This window comes from Pseudomonas sp. B21-009 (assembly GCF_024749345.1).
In the GTDB taxonomy this organism is placed as follows: Bacteria; Pseudomonadota; Gammaproteobacteria; order Pseudomonadales; family Pseudomonadaceae; genus Aquipseudomonas.
This window is the reverse complement of the sequence record NZ_CP087199.1, coordinates 1,597,113-1,613,158: the sequence shown is the minus strand read 5'-3', so window position 1 is coordinate 1,613,158 and position 16,046 is coordinate 1,597,113. Positions and strand designations below refer to the sequence as shown.

The 16,046-nt window shown below is 62.6% G+C and carries 14 protein-coding genes and 1 riboswitch; of the genes, 1 reads left to right on the top strand and 13 read right to left on the bottom strand.

All coding sequences use genetic code 11. The features are described 5' to 3' along the window. Positions 1-35: 35 nt before the first annotated feature. Positions 36-2,654 (bottom strand): alanine--tRNA ligase, encoded by a 2,619-nt coding sequence (alaS, locus tag LOY34_RS07430; protein WP_195883351.1) that lies wholly within the window; start codon positions 2,652-2,654, stop codon positions 36-38. Positions 2,655-3,005: 351 nt separating this feature from the next. Continuing rightward, positions 3,006-3,157, top strand: a riboswitch (FMN riboswitch). 92 nt (positions 3,158-3,249) lie between these two features. Between alaS and LOY34_RS07425 the strand changes: the two genes are divergently transcribed. After that, positions 3,250-3,756, top strand: coding sequence for a 6,7-dimethyl-8-ribityllumazine synthase (locus LOY34_RS07425; RefSeq protein ID WP_123567962.1), 507 nt, complete (start codon positions 3,250-3,252; stop codon positions 3,754-3,756). Positions 3,757-3,838: 82 nt separating this feature from the next. On the opposite strand, the gene astE is transcribed toward LOY34_RS07425, so the two are convergent. The 12 genes from astE to LOY34_RS07365 all read right to left on the bottom strand — a co-directional run bounded on the left by astE (position 3,839) and on the right by LOY34_RS07365 (position 15,890). Further along, on the bottom strand, positions 3,839-4,846 hold the full coding sequence (astE, locus tag LOY34_RS07420) for a succinylglutamate desuccinylase (protein WP_195883350.1): 1,008 nt from the start codon (positions 4,844-4,846) through the stop codon (positions 3,839-3,841). Positions 4,847-4,856: 10 nt separating this feature from the next. Further along, positions 4,857-5,147 carry a topoisomerase II gene (locus LOY34_RS07415; protein WP_045200170.1) on the bottom strand — a complete coding sequence of 97 codons (291 nt, stop codon included), beginning with the start codon at positions 5,145-5,147 and terminating at the stop codon, positions 4,857-4,859. A gap of 14 nt (positions 5,148-5,161) precedes the next feature. After that, positions 5,162-6,511 (bottom strand): N-succinylarginine dihydrolase, encoded by a 1,350-nt coding sequence (gene astB, locus LOY34_RS07410; protein WP_195883349.1) that lies wholly within the window; start codon positions 6,509-6,511, stop codon positions 5,162-5,164. A 24-nt stretch (positions 6,512-6,535) separates the two neighbouring features. Further along, positions 6,536-8,002 (bottom strand): succinylglutamate-semialdehyde dehydrogenase, encoded by a 1,467-nt coding sequence (gene astD / locus LOY34_RS07405; RefSeq protein ID WP_195885967.1) that lies wholly within the window; start codon positions 8,000-8,002, stop codon positions 6,536-6,538. Beyond that, positions 7,999-9,024, bottom strand: coding sequence for an arginine N-succinyltransferase (gene astA, locus LOY34_RS07400; RefSeq protein WP_045200164.1), 1,026 nt, complete (start codon positions 9,022-9,024; stop codon positions 7,999-8,001). The genes astD and astA overlap by 4 nt, the downstream gene beginning before the upstream one ends. Positions 9,025-9,098: 74 nt before the next feature. After that, a complete protein-coding gene (gene aruF, locus LOY34_RS07395; protein ID WP_045200162.1) occupies positions 9,099-10,118 on the bottom strand; it encodes an arginine/ornithine succinyltransferase subunit alpha in 1,020 nt (339 codons plus the stop codon). A gap of 132 nt (positions 10,119-10,250) precedes the next feature. Next, the gene (locus LOY34_RS07390; protein ID WP_045200160.1) at positions 10,251-11,471 is read right to left on the bottom strand and encodes an aspartate aminotransferase family protein; all 1,221 of its coding nucleotides are present in this window, start codon (positions 11,469-11,471) and stop codon (positions 10,251-10,253) included. A gap of 247 nt (positions 11,472-11,718) precedes the next feature. After that, complete coding sequence (argR, locus tag LOY34_RS07385) at positions 11,719-12,699, bottom strand: transcriptional regulator ArgR (protein WP_010226652.1); 981 nt, start codon at positions 12,697-12,699, stop codon at positions 11,719-11,721. Positions 12,700-12,797: 98 nt separating this feature from the next. Beyond that, the gene (locus LOY34_RS07380) at positions 12,798-13,562 is read right to left on the bottom strand and encodes an ABC transporter ATP-binding protein (RefSeq protein ID WP_045200156.1); all 765 of its coding nucleotides are present in this window, start codon (positions 13,560-13,562) and stop codon (positions 12,798-12,800) included. A 67-nt stretch (positions 13,563-13,629) separates the two neighbouring features. Beyond that, on the bottom strand, positions 13,630-14,328 hold the full coding sequence (locus LOY34_RS07375; RefSeq protein ID WP_045200154.1) for an ABC transporter permease: 699 nt from the start codon (positions 14,326-14,328) through the stop codon (positions 13,630-13,632). After that, positions 14,325-15,014: an ABC transporter permease gene (locus tag LOY34_RS07370; protein ID WP_045200553.1), complete on the bottom strand. Its 690-nt coding sequence runs from the start codon at positions 15,012-15,014 to the stop codon at positions 14,325-14,327. The genes LOY34_RS07375 and LOY34_RS07370 overlap by 4 nt, the downstream gene beginning before the upstream one ends. A 90-nt stretch (positions 15,015-15,104) precedes the next feature. Continuing rightward, positions 15,105-15,890, bottom strand: a complete 786-nt coding sequence (locus LOY34_RS07365) for an ABC transporter substrate-binding protein (protein WP_045200152.1) — start codon at positions 15,888-15,890, stop codon at positions 15,105-15,107. Between the last annotated feature and the right edge of the window lie 156 nt (positions 15,891-16,046).

Genomic DNA, 16,046 nt, shown 5'->3' with positions numbered 1-16,046 from the left:
ATGGCCCGCCACTGGACGGCGGGCCGATGTACGCCTTAAACGCCCTGCTCCACGAATGGCACGGTCAGGGCCAGCGCGCTGTCCAGCGCGGCGGTGTCTACGCCACCACCTTGCGCCATGTCCGGACGACCACCGCCCTTGCCACCCACCGCGGCAGCGGCTTGCTTCATCAAATCACCGGCTTTGAGTTGGCCAGTCAGGTCTTTGGTCACACCGGCAACCAGTACGACCTTTTCCTCATGGACACTGCCGAGCAGGATCACTGCGCGGCCGAGTTTGTTCTTCAGTTGATCGACCAGCGCCAGCAGCGCCTTGCCATCCTGGCCATCCAGACGCGCGGCCAGGACTTTCACGCCCTTGACCTCGACGGCTGCACTGGACAGGTCGTCGCCAGCAGCGCTGGCGGCCTTGGCCTGCAGTTGCTCCAGCTGTTTTTCCAGCTGGCGGTTGCGCTCCAGCACTGCCGAGAGCTTGTCGATCAGGTTTTCGCGGCTACCCTTGACCAGTTGCGCGGCTTCCTTGAGCTGCTCTTCGGCAGCGTTCAGGTAAGCCAGTGCGGCAGCGCCGGTGACCGCTTCGATCCGGCGTACGCCGGAGGCCACGCCACCTTCGCTGATGATCTTGAGCAGGCCGATATCACCGGTACGCTTGGCGTGGATACCGCCGCACAGCTCGACGGAGAAATCGCCGCCCATGCTCAGCACCCGCACGCTGTCGCCGTACTTCTCGCCGAACAGCGCCATGGCGCCCTTCTGCTTGGCGGTTTCGATATCGGTCTCTTCGGTTTTCACCTCGGAGTTCTTGCGCACTTCGCGGTTGACGATGTCTTCCAGGGCCTTGAGCTGCTCCGGCTTGACCGCCTCGAAGTGACTGAAGTCGAAGCGCAGGCGCTGGCTATCGACCAGCGAGCCCTTCTGTTGTACGTGATCGCCCAGCACCTGGCGCAGCGCAGCGTGCAGCAGGTGGGTGGCAGAGTGGTTCAGCGAGGTGGCGTGCTGGACGTCGGCATCGACCCGGGTCTGCACCTGGGTGCCGACAGTCAGGGTGCCGCTGGCCACCACACCGTGGTGCAGGAAGGCGCCGCCGGTCTTGGTGGTGTCGCGCACGTCAAAGCGCACGTTGTCGGCCTGCAGGTAGCCGGTGTCGCCCACCTGGCCACCGGACTCGGCGTAGAACGGCGTGCGGTCGAGGATGACCACGCCCTCCTCGCCTTCGCCCAGCTGCTCGACAACCTTGCCGTCCTTATAAAGAGCAACGATGCTGGCGCTGCCTTCGGTGGCGTTGTAGCCGGTGAACTCGGTGGCCACGTCAACCTTGACCAGGGTGTTGTAGTCCAGGCCGAAGGCGCTGGCGGAGCGGGCACGCTCACGCTGGGCTTCCATCTCGCGCTCGAAGCCTGCTTCGTCGATGGTCAGCTCGCGTTCGCGGGCGATGTCGGCGGTCAGGTCCATCGGGAAGCCATAGGTGTCGTACAGTTTGAACACCACGTCACCCGGCACCACGGTGCCCTTGAGCTCGGCCAGGTCCTGCTCGAGGATCTTCAGGCCCTGCTCCAGGGTCTTGGCGAACTGCTCTTCTTCAGCCTTGAGCACGCGCTCGATGTTGGCCTGCTGCTGCTTGAGCTCGGGGAAGGCTTCGCCCATCTCGGCGACCAGGGCGGCGACGATCTTGTAGAAGAAGCTGCCGGTGGCGCCCAGCTTGTTACCGTGGCGGCAGGCGCGACGGATGATGCGGCGCAGGACGTAGCCGCGGCCTTCGTTGGACGGCAGCACGCCGTCGGCAATCAGGAAGCTGCAAGAACGGATGTGGTCGGAGACCACCTTGAGCGACGACTGCTCGGCATTGGCGCAGCCGATGGCCGCGGCCGAAGCGCTGAGCAGGTTGCGGAACAGATCGATCTCGTAGTTCGAGTGCACATGCTGCATGACCGCACTGATGCGTTCCAGGCCCATGCCGGTATCCACCGACGGTGCAGGCAGCGGGTGCAGCACGCCATCGGCAGTGCGGTTGAACTGCATGAAAACGTTGTTCCAGATCTCGATGTAACGGTCGCCATCTTCTTCCGGCGAGCCGGGCGGGCCGCCCCAGATGTCGGCGCCGTGATCATAGAAGATCTCGGTGCAAGGGCCGCACGGGCCGGTATCGCCCATGGTCCAGAAGTTGTCGGAGGCGTAGGGCGCGCCCTTGTTGTCGCCAATGCGCACCATGCGCTCGGCCGGTACGCCGATCTCTTGGGTCCAGATGTCGTATGCCTCGTCGTCGCTGGCATAGACGGTGACCCAGAGTTTCTCTTCCGGCAGGTTCAGCACCTTGGTCAGGAAGGTCCAGGCGTAGGTGATCGCGTCCTTCTTGAAGTAATCACCGAAGCTGAAGTTGCCCAGCATTTCGAAGAAGGTGTGGTGACGGGCGGTGTAGCCGACGTTTTCCAGGTCGCTGTTCTTGCCACCGGCGCGCACGCATTTCTGGCTGCTGGTCGCGCGGGTATAGGCGCGCTTTTCCTGGCCAAGGAAGCAGTCCTTGAACTGGTTCATCCCCGCGTTGGTGAACAGCAGGGTCGGGTCGTTGCCCGGAATCAAGGAGCTGGAGGCAACTCGGGTGTGTCCCTGCTCTTCGAAGAAGCGAAGGAAGGCTTCACGGATTTCTGCGCTTTTCATAGGTTCTTCCACGGAAACGGCGGCCTTAAGGCAAATGCTTGCGTCAAATTGACGAAACGACGGCAAAGGGCCGCATTATATCGGGCCTTAGGCTCGGGTGCAGTGTGTTTATGCTATAGAAACCGTCAATTGGACGGCCTGCAACGACAACGTCAGCGAAAAACCGCTCGCTGGCACCCTGCCCGGCCTCTCAGGGCCTGTTGTGATCTGGTGACACGGTATTACTGGGGCCGTATAAAAAAATTGGCAAGGTTTCCCTGATGAAATGTCGTTCATCCGGAAAAAACCGTTAGCAGCCTATACGTTTACCTGACATCTGTGCTAATAATTCCCCGCCGCCGATACCGGTGGCAACGTTCTCAGGGCGGGGTGCAATTCCCCACCGGCGGTAATTGCGCGCAATGCGCATAGCCCGCGAGCGCTTGCAGGCCAGCCTGTAAGGTCAGCAGACCCGGTGTGATTCCGGGGCCGACGGTCATAGTCCGGATAAAGAGAGAACGGGATAGGCGCAGCCGCGCCTGTCGCTTTGCACCTGCACGGCGAAATCCCCTTCGATCCAGCGCCCTGTTTCTCATACAAACAGGAGTCCGTTTCAATGCAACCTACCGCAATCGATAGCAAGAACCCTTCCCACGAGCGCATCGCCTTCATCCAGGCTTGCTGGCACAAAGATATTGTCGACCAGGCGCGCAAGGCATTCGTCGAGGAAATGGGTAAACAAGGCTATCAGCCCAGCGACATCGACTTCTTCGAAGTCGGCGGCGCTTTCGAGATCCCCCTGCACGCCAAGCTGCTGGCCCGTGGCGGCCGCTACGCTGGCATCGTGGCTGCCGGCCTGGTGGTCGATGGCGGCCTGTACCGCCACGAGTTCGTCGCCCAGTCGGTGATCAGCGGCCTGATGCAGGTGCAACTGGAAACCGAAGTGCCGGTGTTCTCGGTAGTGCTGACCCCGCACCACTTCCATGCCGGCGACGAGCACCAGAACTTCTACTTCGAACACTTCCTGGTCAAGGGTGCCGAAGCGGCCAAGACCTGTGCCGATACGTTGCAGAAGTTGCGCGCTCTGCGTCGCAATGAAGTGCCACAGAAGATGGCCGGCTGAATAACCTTGTAGGAGCGGGCTTGTCCCGCGATGCGATGCAGCAGGTAGATCGCAATCGCGGGGCAAGCCCGCTCCCACCCAATCAGCCTAGCTGTTCGGGGTTGGCGGGCACGATCAAAATCCCCGCCCGAAGGCCGTTCTTGACTTTCGGGTTGGGGAAGATGATGCGCGCGCCCTGCTCTTCGACAATCCAGCGGGTATCGGCGATGTCCTCGGCCAGCAGATAGCCGGGTTCGAGCTCTGAGAAATTCTCGACATCGGCCGGCAGGTTCAAGCGAAAATGCTCGCTGTGCTTGATGATCTCGCGCGCCACGCTGAACAGTTTCAATCCATCCAGGGCCTCAGGCGGCTCGGGTTCGGTGCCATCGATAATCTGTTTGAGGCGGGTTTCCAGGCGATCGACGTTGACCGCGCCGTTCTCTCCGAACGGCCGCGCCTTGCCAAGTTCCAGGGTAAAAGCTTCGGCCCCCAGTTGCTCATAGGTGTAGGCCGTGAAGGTGATCGACACCTTGCTCTGCAGCAGCACCGCCTCCATGCCGGCCGCGCTCAGGCGCGCCAGTTCGCGGCGCGAATGCTGGCGGCCTTCCTTGTACGGATAGAGCGCGAACTGCTCGATCTTCGAACCGCGAATGGCGGTGTGCAGGTCGTAATGCAGGCGGGTGCGATCAGGCACACTGAAGAAAGTCGCCGCCAGGCGCTCCAGCTCGCAGGCGCGCAGGGCCTCGGGGCCGCTGGTCTGATCGTGGCGACCATTGAACAGGCGGTTGACGTCTTGCTCGATATAACGCTCGCCGCGGCGGATCGCGTCAGGGTTACCGAACAGGAACAGAATACGCGCGCGCGGCTTGAGATCGCCGCGGGCAATGTCGTGCAGCAACCGGTCAAGCAGCTCGATCGGTGCGGTTTCGTTGCCATGGATACCCGCCGACAGCAGCAGGTCCAGGCCATTGTCAAGGGCATCGGGCGGGCGCACTTCGAGGGCGCCCTCGCCGAGCCAGCGCATGCGTACGCCTTCGACAGTCAGCTGGGTCTTCTCTGCCGGTTCACGACCAGCCAGGGTCAGTTCAAGCAGTTTGCCGAGGGCGAGCATGGGCTATTCCTTAGTGATGGTGGCCGCAATCGGGACCATGGACGTGATCATCATCGTCGCCGGCATCGGCCGGTTCCATTTCCAGCTGCAGGCTCACCAGGTTGGTGGCCAGCGGGCGCAGCAGCAGGTTGGCGTACTCGGTGTCGTCTTCTTCAACGTCGACGCCGATCAGCAGCTGACCACGGCCATCCTGCTGAATCCATACCTCCTTGCCTTGCCAGACCACCGCAAAGCGGGTGCAGGAAGTTTCCAGCTGGGTACCATCTTCATCTTCAAGGATCAGCTGCAGGGCGTCGGACATAGTCGAGTTCTCTCTCAAGGTTGGAGTTGGAACGGATAGACCGAACCCAGTTTGAGGATCTGGGTCAGTTCATCCAGTGCCGTACGACATTCCAGCAACAGCTGCGGATCGGCCAGGTCGGTTTCGCTCAGGCGATCGCGGTAGTGCTTGTCGACCCATTGGGTCAAGGTGTCGTACAGCGGTGCGGTCATGATAACGCCTGGATTGACCGCCGCCAGTTCCGTTTCATTCAATGCCACACGCAAGCGCAGGCACGCCGGCCCGCCACCGTTCTGCATGCTTTGCTTGAGGTCGAAGACCTTGACCTCGCCGACCGGCCCGCCCGAGCGGGTCAGGGACGACAGATAGGCCCAGACCCGCTCGTTGTTGCGACACTCTTCCGGCACGATCAGCAGCATCGAACCATCGGCGCGCGACAGCAACTGGCTGTTGAACAGGTACGAACGCACCGCGTCCTCTACCGTCACAGCCGAGCGCGGTACGCAGATCGCCTTGAAGTTGCCGCCTCGTTTAGCCAGTTTAGCCTGCAGTTCGCCAAGCATCGCCTCGGTCTCGAGGAAGGCGTCCTCGTGGTAGAACAGCACTTCGCCGTTACCTACCGCGATCACGTCGTTGTGGAACACGCCCTGGTCGATCACCGCCGGGTTCTGCTGGGCGAAGACCACGCCCTCCTCGCTCAGGCCGTGCAGGCGTGCGACGGCTTGCGACGCCTCAAGCGTCTGGCGTGCCGGGTACTTCTGTGGCGCCGGGTAGCGGGTGTCGAAGGCGCTGCGGCCATAGACGAAGAACTCCACACCAGCCTCGCCGTAGCTGCGGCAGAAACGTGTGTGGTTGGCCGCGCCTTCGTCACCGAACTGCGCTACCGCCGGCAAAGCGGCGTGGTGGGCAAAATGCTTGTTATCAGCAAACATGGCGCCGAGCACGCGGCTGGTGGTCGGGTGCTCGATGCTGCGGTGGTACTTGCAGTTGAGGTTGGCGGCGGTGAAGTGCACGCGGCCGTCCGCAGTGTCGGCACTGGGGCTGACGGTGGCGGCGTTGGCCACCCACATGCTCGAGGCCGAGCAGCTGGCGACCAGCAACGGCATGGCCTCTTTGGCGGCACGCTCGATCACTTGTGCGTCGGTTCCAGTGAAACCCAGGCGGCGTAGTGCTGCCACGTCCGGGCGCTCCTGCGGGGCCAGTACGCCCTGCTGGAAGCCCATCTCCATCAACGCCTTCATCTTCGCCAGGCCCTGACGCGCCGCTTCACGCGGGTTGGATGCCTGCTGGCTGTTGCTTTGCGAAGCAACGTTACCGTACGACAGCCCGCCGTAGTTGTGCGTCGGTCCGACCAGACCATCAAAATTCACTTCAAACGATTTCATCGGCAAGGCTCCGTGGACCTTTTGTTATAGGGAGACGCCGGGCGTCAGTGTCGCAGGCAGGGTCAGGCTGGCGGTCTCCAGCGAGGCTACCGGGTAAGCGCAATAATCAGCCGCGTAATAGGCACTGGCGCGGTGGTTGCCGCTGGCGCCCACGCCACCGAATGGCGCGCTGCTGGCGGCGCCGGTCAGTTGCTTGTTCCAGTTGACGATGCCGGCGCGGCTTTGCAGCCAGAAGTACTGATAGCGCGCGTGGGAATCGGACAACAGGCCGGCGGCCAGGCCGTACTGGGTGTTGTTGGCCTCGGCGATGGCCGCATCGAAATCACTGTAGCGAATCACCTGCAGCAGCGGGCCGAAGAACTCTTCGTCCAGGCGCTCGGCGACTGCGCTGACATCGATGATGCCCGGGGTCAGCAGGGCAGCGGTGGCTTGCGGCTTGGTCATTGGCAGCAGCGACACGCCGCCGTTGCCGAGCAGGTGCGCCTGAGCATCGAGCAGTGCCTTGGCCGCGCCCAGGGAAATCACCGAGCCCATGAACGGCGCCGGCTGCTGGTCGAAGGCACCGACCGTAATGTTCTTGCTCACTTCGACCAGGCGTTTGAGCAGCGCATCGCCCCAGGCGCCTTGCGGCACCAGCAGGCGGCGCGCGCAGGTGCAGCGCTGGCCGGCGGAAATGAACGCCGACTGGATGATGGTGTACACCGCAGCGTCAAGGTCCTTGACCTCGTCGACCACCAGCGGGTTGTTGCCGCCCATCTCCAGGGCCAGGATCTTGTCCGGGCGCCCGGCGAACTGCTGGTGCAGCAGGTTGCCGGTGCGGCTGGAGCCGGTGAAGAACAAGCCGTCGATGCCCGGGTTGGCAGCCAGGGCCACGCCGGTTTCGCGGGCGCCCTGGACCAGGTTGAGCACGCCTGCCGGCAGGCCGGCGTCGATCCAGCACTTGACCGTCAGCTCGGCGACTTTCGGAGTCAGCTCGCTGGGCTTGAACACCACGGTATTACCGGCCAGCAGCGCCGGGACAATATGCCCGTTGGGCAGGTGGCCGGGGAAGTTGTACGGGCCGAACACTGCAACCACACCGTGAGGCTTATGGCGCAGCACGGCGGTGGCATCGGCCAGCGGGCCGCTCTTTTCACCGGTGCGTTCGCGGTAGCTCTGTACCGAAATCGCTACCTTGTTGACCATGCTGGTCACTTCGGTGGCGGCTTCCCACAGCGGCTTGCCGGTTTCTTCACCGATGCAGCGCGCCAGCTCGTCGGCATTGGCCTTGAGCGCCGCGGCAAAGGCTTCGAGCACGCTGATGCGCGCTTCCAGCGACTGCAGCGCCCAGCCGGCAAAGGCCTGGCGCGCGGCCTTGACCGCACTGTCGACCTGCCCGGCGTTGGCGCCCTGGCCTTGCCAGACAACCTGCTGGCTGACCGGGTTAAGTGATTGCAGCGCTTCGCCCTGCCCTGCCTGCCAACTGCCGGCGATAAAGTGAGTCGTCATTATTTGGCCTCCCGGGCAGCAGACAGTGGTACCGCACGCACCTGGTCACCAGCGCTCAGGCGCAGGCGTTTGGCGGTCTGAGGATCGACCACCAGGGTGCCGGCAGCAAGGCGCGCCGGTGCGGCAGTAATGCGGCAGTCTTCACGCTTGCGGTTGTGGATGATGAAGGGGGTGGCATCGTCGCCTGGAGTGCCAACAGCCAGCACCAGTGCCTGGCTGTCGTGCACCGCACGAATCTTGGCGGTCTCGCACTCCACCGCAGGGCCTGCGTCAAAGATATCGACATAGCCCTGGTAGCTGAAACCTTCGCTCTTGAGCATCGCCAGCGCAGGCTCTGTGTCGGTGTGCACACGGCCAATGACGTTGCGCGCCGCTTCCGAGAGGAAGCAGGTGTACAGCGGAAACTTGGGCATCAGCTCGGCAATGAAGGCCTTGTTGCCGACACCGGTCAGGTAGTCGGCCTGGCTGAATTCCATCTTGAAGAAGTGCCGGCCCAGGCTTTCCCAGAACGGCGAACGACCCTGCTCGTCGGACATACCGCGCATTTCGGCAATGATCTTGTTGCCGAACAGCTCCGGGAACTCGGCGATAAACAGCAACCGCGCCTTGGCCAGCAGGCGGCCATTGAGGCCACTGCGGTGATCGGCGCGCAGGAACAGCGAGCACAGTTCGGAGTTGCCGGTCAGGTCGTTGGCCAGGAACAGGGTGGGAATTTCCCGGTAGATGTTCAGCTCCTGGGAAGCGCTGACGGTCAGGCCGACCCGGTAGTTGTACCAGGGCTCACGCAGGCCGACCGCGCCGGCGATGGCAGAGATACCCACCACCACGCCTTCGTCGTTTTCCAGCACGAACAGGTAGTCGGCATCGCCGCGCTCGGCTTCGCCACGGAAGGTTTTCTCGGCCCAGCCGACCCGGTGCGACAGGCGCTCTTCATTGGCCGGCAAGGTGGTCAGGCCGGTGCCGGTGCTGCGCGCCAGCTCGATCAGCGCGGGTAAATCGCTGCTGCGTACGGGACGAACGATCATGCTATCTCCTCGGGCGGCGGCCTTTGGCCTGCCGCAAAACTCGACCTGGGTGCTCGATTATCGAACCGCAGGGATCAAACCGCGACCAGACGCACGCTGGCGCCTTCGCCGACGCCCAGGGCTTCGGCGGCTTCAAGACTGAGGCTGACCGGCTTGCCGGGGGCCCAGTCGAGCTCCAGCAGCACTGCGCGGTAGTCCTGCAACTGGCCATTGCTGACCAGGTACGGGCGCCCGCCCTTGCTGGCAGAGTCGTCCAGCTTGACCGGCATCACCCGGCTCTGGGCAATCGAGCGGATCCCGGAAACCCGCGCATGCAGGGTCGGGCCGCCGTCGAAAATGTCGATGTAGTGATCGGTCTCGAAGCCTTCGCGCATCAGGATGTCGAAGGTGATCTGCGCCCGCGGATGCACCTGGCCCATGGCCTCCTGCGCGGCGTCCGGCAGCAGAGGCACGTAGATCGGGTAATGGGGCATCAGCTCGGCCAGGAAGGTCCGGCTCTTGAGGCCGCACAGGCGCTCGGCCTCGGCGTAGTTGAGGTCGAAGAAGTTGCGCCCGATGGCGTCCCAGAACGGCGAATCACCATGCTCGTCGCTGTAGCCGACAATCTCGGTCACCACCGATTCGGCAAAGCGCTCCGGGTGGGCGGCCATGAACAGCAGGCGGCCACGGGAGTTGAGCTCGGCCCAGCCGCTGCCGACCAGTTCCGGCAGTACGTAGAAGCTGGTCAGCAGGCTGTTGCCGGTCAGGTCGTGGCACTGCGAGAGGACGTGGATCTTGTTGTGGATCTTCAGCTCGCGCGACGCATGCACGAAGGTCTCGTTGCGAAAGCTGTAGAACGGCTCGGAATAGCCGGCCGAGGCAACGATGGCCGAGCAGCCGACCAGCTTGCCGCTGCTGCTGTCTTCGAGAACAAAGAAGTAGCTCTCTTCACCGTTGAAGCTGACTTCAGCGGCGAAGGAGGTTTCCGAAGCGGCAATCTTGTCGCTCAGGCGACCGGCATCATCCGGCAAGGACGTGACACCAATGGGGCTGTCTGCGGCAAGACGCTGCACTTCGCCCAGATCAGCCATTTGCGCGGGGCGCATCACCAGCATGGTGTCACTCCTTTCGGGTATACAGGCCGACATCCGCCGGCTCAGATAAAAACAGCAGGCGCCCGCAGGCACCTGCTCTGGAATTCGGTATCACCGGCCCCGCAGGGCCGATGACAGGACTGCAGGCGTGAATCAGGCCTGAGTCAGTTTTGCCGCGGCACGCTCGAAACGATCCAGGCCTTCGTCGATGTCGGCATCTTCGACCACCAGGCTCGGGGCGAAACGCACGACATCCGGGCCGGCTTGCAGGACCATCAGGCCTTCTTTCTCGGCGGCGTTGAAGACGTCCTTGGCCTTGCCCTTCCAGGCTTCAGACAACACGCAACCGATCAGCAGGCCAACGCCACGTACCTGGGTGAACAGGCCGTACTTCTCGCCGATCTGCTCCAGGCGCGCCTTGAACTTCTGGTGCTTGGCCTTGACGCCGGCCAGCACTTCAGGGGTGTTGACCACATCCAGCACGGCGTTGGCCACCGCACAAGCCAGCGGGTTGCCGCCGTAGGTGGTGCCGTGGGTGCCGACGGCCAGGTGCTTGGCCAGGTCTTCGGTGGTCAGCATGGCGCCGATCGGGAAACCGCCGCCCAGGCTCTTGGCGCTGGAGAGGATGTCCGGGGTCACACCGTAGTGCTGATAGGCAAACAGCGAGCCGGTACGGCCAACGCCGGTCTGCACTTCGTCGAAGATCAGCAGCGCGTTGTGCTTGTCGCACAGCTCGCGGGCGCCTTGCAGGTAGGCAACGTCAGCCGGGACCACGCCGCTTTCACCCTGGATCGGCTCGATGACCACAGCACAGGTCTTGTCGGAGATCTGTGCCTTGAGCGCTTCCAGGTCGTTGTACGGCACATGGCTGATGCCGGTGATTTTCGGCCCGAAACCGTCGGAGTACTTCGGCTGGCCGCCGACACTGACGGTGAACAGGGTACGACCGTGGAAGCTGTTAACGGTGGCGATGATTTCGTGCTTCTCGGGGCCGAAACGGTCGTGGGCGACACGACGGGCCAGCTTGAATGCGGCCTCGTTGGCTTCGGCACCGGAGTTGCAGAAGAACGCACGGTCGGCAAAGGTCGCGTCGACCAGCTTGTGCGCCAGGCGCAGGGCCGGCTCGTTGGTGAACACGTTGGACACGTGCCACAGTTTGTTGGCCTGCTCGGTCAGGGCGCCAACCAGCGCCGGATGCGCATGGCCAAGCACGTTTACGGCGATGCCGCCGGCGAAATCGATCAGCTCGCGGCCCGCCTGATCCCACACGCGGGAGCCCGCTCCACGGACGGGAATGAAAGCCGCCGGCGCATAGTTGGGGACCATCACTTGATCGAAATCGGCGCGTTGCACCGGAGCTTGCGGAGCGGACATCGGAGTCTCCTGAAGAGGAACGCCTGCCTGGAACTGGCGAGCGATGGGGGGATTGTAAGGACAGATCGGCGCCTGACCTTGCCGCCAAGCGACAACTTCTTATAGCGCCAAACCCTGTTTTACCAAGGCTTACGGCAATGCGACAAATAGGGTCGCAAAGGCGCAGTTTAAACGCTGCGGGGAATATGCGGGAGATTCTGTATGGGCGGTTCGATCGCGGCGACCCGACTTGTCCCGCGATCAAAAATCAACCGCGCTCGGCCGGCACCGAAGACAGTTCGAACGGGCTGCTGCTTCGTCGCTGGTTACGATCTTCGCGCGGCGTGGCACCGAAGAAGTTGCGATAGGCACTGGAGAAATGCGGCCCGGAAGAAAACCCGCAAGAGAGGCCGATCTGGATGATCGACTTGCTGGTCTGCATCAGCATCTGCCGGGCCTTGTTCAGCCGCAGCTCCAGGTAATACTGGCTCGGCACGCGATTGAGGTACTGCTTGAAGATCCGCTCCAGTTGGCGGCGCGAGACGCATACATGCTGGGCGATCTCGTCGGTGGTCAGCGGCTCTTCGATATTGGCTTCCATCAGCAGCACGGCCTGGGTCAGCTTCGGGTGGCTGGAGCCCAGGCGGTTCTGCAGCGGAATGCGCTGGCGCTCGCCGCCCTCGCGAATGCGCTCGACCACCAGTTCTTCCGACACCGCACCGGCAAGCTCGGCACCATGATCGCGGGCCAGCACCGCCAGCAACAGGTCGATCACCGACATGCCGCCGCACGCTGTCAGGCGGTCGCGGTCCCAGTCGAACAGGTGGCTGGTGGCGATGACCTTGGGGAAACGCTCGGCGAAATCATCCTGCCAGCGCCAGTGCACTGCGGCCCGGTAACCATCGAGCAGGCCCAGTTGCGCCAACGGATAGACCCCCGCCGACAAGCCGCCGACCACGCAACCGGCACGCACCAGTTGCTTGAGTGCGCTGGCCAGGCTCGAGGCCACGGCCTGCGGCGGCTCGTCCGCCAGCAGGAACAGCTTCTGACAGCCTTCGAGCTTGCCCGCCCACGGCTCGCCCGGCAGGCGCCAGGCACCTTCGCCAGGCGCTTCGGCCTGCAGGAAGGACAACTCGTAGACCACTTCCGGATGAACCTTCTGCGCTACCCGCAACACCTCCTCGGCCAGCGCCAGGGTCAGGGCTTTGGTGCTGGGCCAGATGAGAAAACCGATTCGCTGGGTGGTCATGGGATGCGGTCCGAAACCTGAGAGAGGTCAAGAAGTTAGAGCCTGGTCAGGCTGCGCTTGATACGCAGCATGACCCATTTTGGTGCAAAGCGGCAATCTTACTTCAAGCTGCCCGAGAGGAACTGCTGCAGACGTTCCGACTGCGGATTGACCAGCACTTCGCGCGGGTTGCCGCTCTCTTCCACCAGCCCCTTGTGCAGGAACACCAACTGGTTCGACACCTCACGGGCAAAGCCCATTTCGTGGGTGACCACGACCATGGTCCGGCCTTCCTGTGCCAGCGACTGCATGACCTTGAGCACGTCGCCAACCAGCTCCGGGTCGAGCGCCGAGGTCGGCTCGTCGAACAGCATCACTTCCGGCTCCATGGCCAGCGCCCGGGCAATCGCCACGCGCTGCTGCTCACCACCGGACATATGCCCAGGATAGGCGTCCTTGCGGTGGGCGACACCGACTTTGGCCAGGTAGTGCTCGGCTTTTTCCAGGGCGTCTTTCTTCGACATGCCGAGCACGTGCACCGGCGCTTCGATGATGTTTTCCAGCGCGGTCATGTGCGACCACAGGTTGAAGTGCTGGAACACCATCGACAGGCGCGAACGCATGCGCTGCAGCTGCTTGGGATCGGCGGCCTTGAGCGCGCCATCCTTGTTGGCTACCAGCTTCAACTCTTCGTTGTTGAGCAGGATCTTGCCCGCGTGCGGCTGCTCGAGCAGGTTGATGCAGCGCAGGAAGGTACTTTTGCCCGAACCGCTGGAGCCGATGATGCTGATCACGTCGCCTGCCTTGGCCGCCAGGGACACGCCCTTGAGCACTTCGTGACTGCCGTAGCGTTTATGCAGGTCTTGGATTTCGAGTTTGTACATGCTGTCGATTCTCACAAAGCAGTCAGTCTTGAGCTAACGCTCAGGGCGAAAAAGTGGGCGCAGGCCGTCAGTGCTTGCGCGGCGCCAGGTAGCCCAGCCAGCGGCGCTCAGCCAGCTTGAACAGGCGCACCAGAATGAAGGTCAGGCACAGGTAGAACACGCCGGCCGTGATGTAGGCCTCGAACGGCAGGTAGTACTGGGCGTTGACCGTGCGCGCTGCACCGGTGATGTCGATCAGGGTGACGATCGACGCCAGGCTGGTGGTCTGCAGCATCATGATCACTTCGTTGCTGTACTGCGGCAGCGCCCGGCGCAGGGCCGATGGCAGGAGGATGCGGCGGTACATCTTGACCCGCGACATGCCCATGGCCTTGGCCGCCTCGATCTCGCCATGGGGCGTGGCCTTGAGGCTGCCGGCGATGATCTCGGCGGTATAGGCGCTGGTGTTGATGGCAAAGGCCAGGCAGGCACAGAAGGTTGCACTGGACAGCCACGGCCAGAGGAAGCTTTCACGCACCGCTTCGAACTGGGCCAGGCCGTAGTAGATCAGAAACAGCTGCACCAGCATCGGCGTGCCGCGGATCACGTAGGTATAGAGCCAGGCGCTCATGTTCACCAAAGGCTGCTTGGAAACGCGCATCAGGCCCAGCGGGATCGCCGCCAGCAAACCGAACAGCAGCGACAGCGCCAGCAGCTTGAGGGTGGTCAGCAGGCCGCTCAGGTACAGCGGCAGCGCTTCCCAGATGACGTTGTAGTCGAAAATCATAGATCAGCCGCCTTTACGCCAACCGAGTAGCGCTTCTCGAGGTAACGCAGGGCCAGCAGCGAAACACTGGTGATCACCAGGTACAGCGCCGCTACCGCCAGGAAGAAGGTGAAAGGTTCGCGGGTGGCATCGGCCGCCTGCTTGGCCTTGAACATCATGTCCTGCAGGCCCACTACCGAAATCAGTGCGGTTGCCTTGGTCAGGACCAGCCAGTTGTTGGTGAAGCCGGGGATCGCCAGGCGAATCATCTGCGGCACCAGCACCCGGAAGAACACTTGCAGGCTGCTCATGCCATAGGCCATGCCGGCTTCGGCCTGCCCCTTGGGAATGGCCATGAACGCCCCGCGGAAGGTTTCCGACAGATAGGCACCAAAGATGAAGCCCAAGGTGCCGATACCCGCCATCAGCGGATTGAGGTCGATGTAGTCGTCAAAGCCCAGTAGCGGCGCGACGCGATTGAGCAGATCCTGGCCGCCGTAGAAAATCAGCAGGATCAGAACCAGATCGGGAATCCCGCGGATCACGGTGGAATACAGATCGCCGAGCCAGGCCAGCCAGCGCACTGGCGACAAACGCAGCGCCACACCGATCAGACCGAGCACGATGGCCAGGGCCATGGACGACAAGGCGAGCTGTAGCGTCAGCCACGCTCCGTCGAGGATGACTGCCCCGTAGCCTTTCAACATGATGAGGTCCTCGACCTTAGGGATGAAAAAATGGTGCAAACCTCAGAGTCTCTGCTGCTTGCACCATTGAACAGGTGAAACGTCGACGATTTACTTGGCGTCTGGGCCGTAGATGTCGAAGTTGAAGTACTTGTCCTGAATCTGCTTGTACTTGCCGTTGGCACGGATGGCCGCGATGGCAGCGTTGATGCGATCCAGGTTGGCCTTGTCGCCTTTGCGCACGGCAATGCCGATGCCGTCACCGAAGTACTTGGCGTCGGTGAACGATGGGCCAACGAAGGCGAAGCCTTTACCGGCATCAGTCTTCAGGAAACCGTCTTCCAACAGCGTAGCATCGGCGACGGTGCCATCCAGACGGCCAGCGGCGACGTCCAGGTAGATTTCGTTCTGGGTGCCGTAAGGAACGATGGTGGCGCCTTGCGCACCGAACACTTCCTTGGCGAAGCGATCGTGGATCGAGCCGCGCTGCACGCCGATCTTCTTGCCCTTGAGCTCAGTCAGGCCTTCGCTGACCGCAGTACCTTCCTTCATCACCAGGCGTGCCGGGGTCAGGTAGTACTTGCCGGTGAAGTCCACGGACTTCTTGCGATCGTCGGTGATCGACATGGACGACAGGATGGCGTCGATCTTGCGCACTTTCAGCGCCGGGATCAGGCCGTCGAACTCTTGCTCGACCCAGGTGCACTTGGCCTTCATTTCTTCGCACAGGGCATTACCGATGTCGTAGTCGAAGCCGGCGATGCTGCCATCAGGCTGCTTGAAAGCGAACGGTGGGTAGGCGGCCTCGATCCCGATTTTCAACGGTTTCTCATCAGCCAGCGCTGCCAGGGAAAACACGGACAGCGCCAGGGCGCCAAGCAGTGCGAGTTTCTTCATCTGGAACTCCATCGGTAAAGGGCAATACGAGGCAGGGTTGAGAACTGCCCGATATGCGAATGGGTACAACGCGAGCTGCGCAGGGTCGGCATTGAAGCAGACGCGACGAGCGAGTGATCGGCATTTTAACGACAGCTCCGAAGCCGATATTTCTTC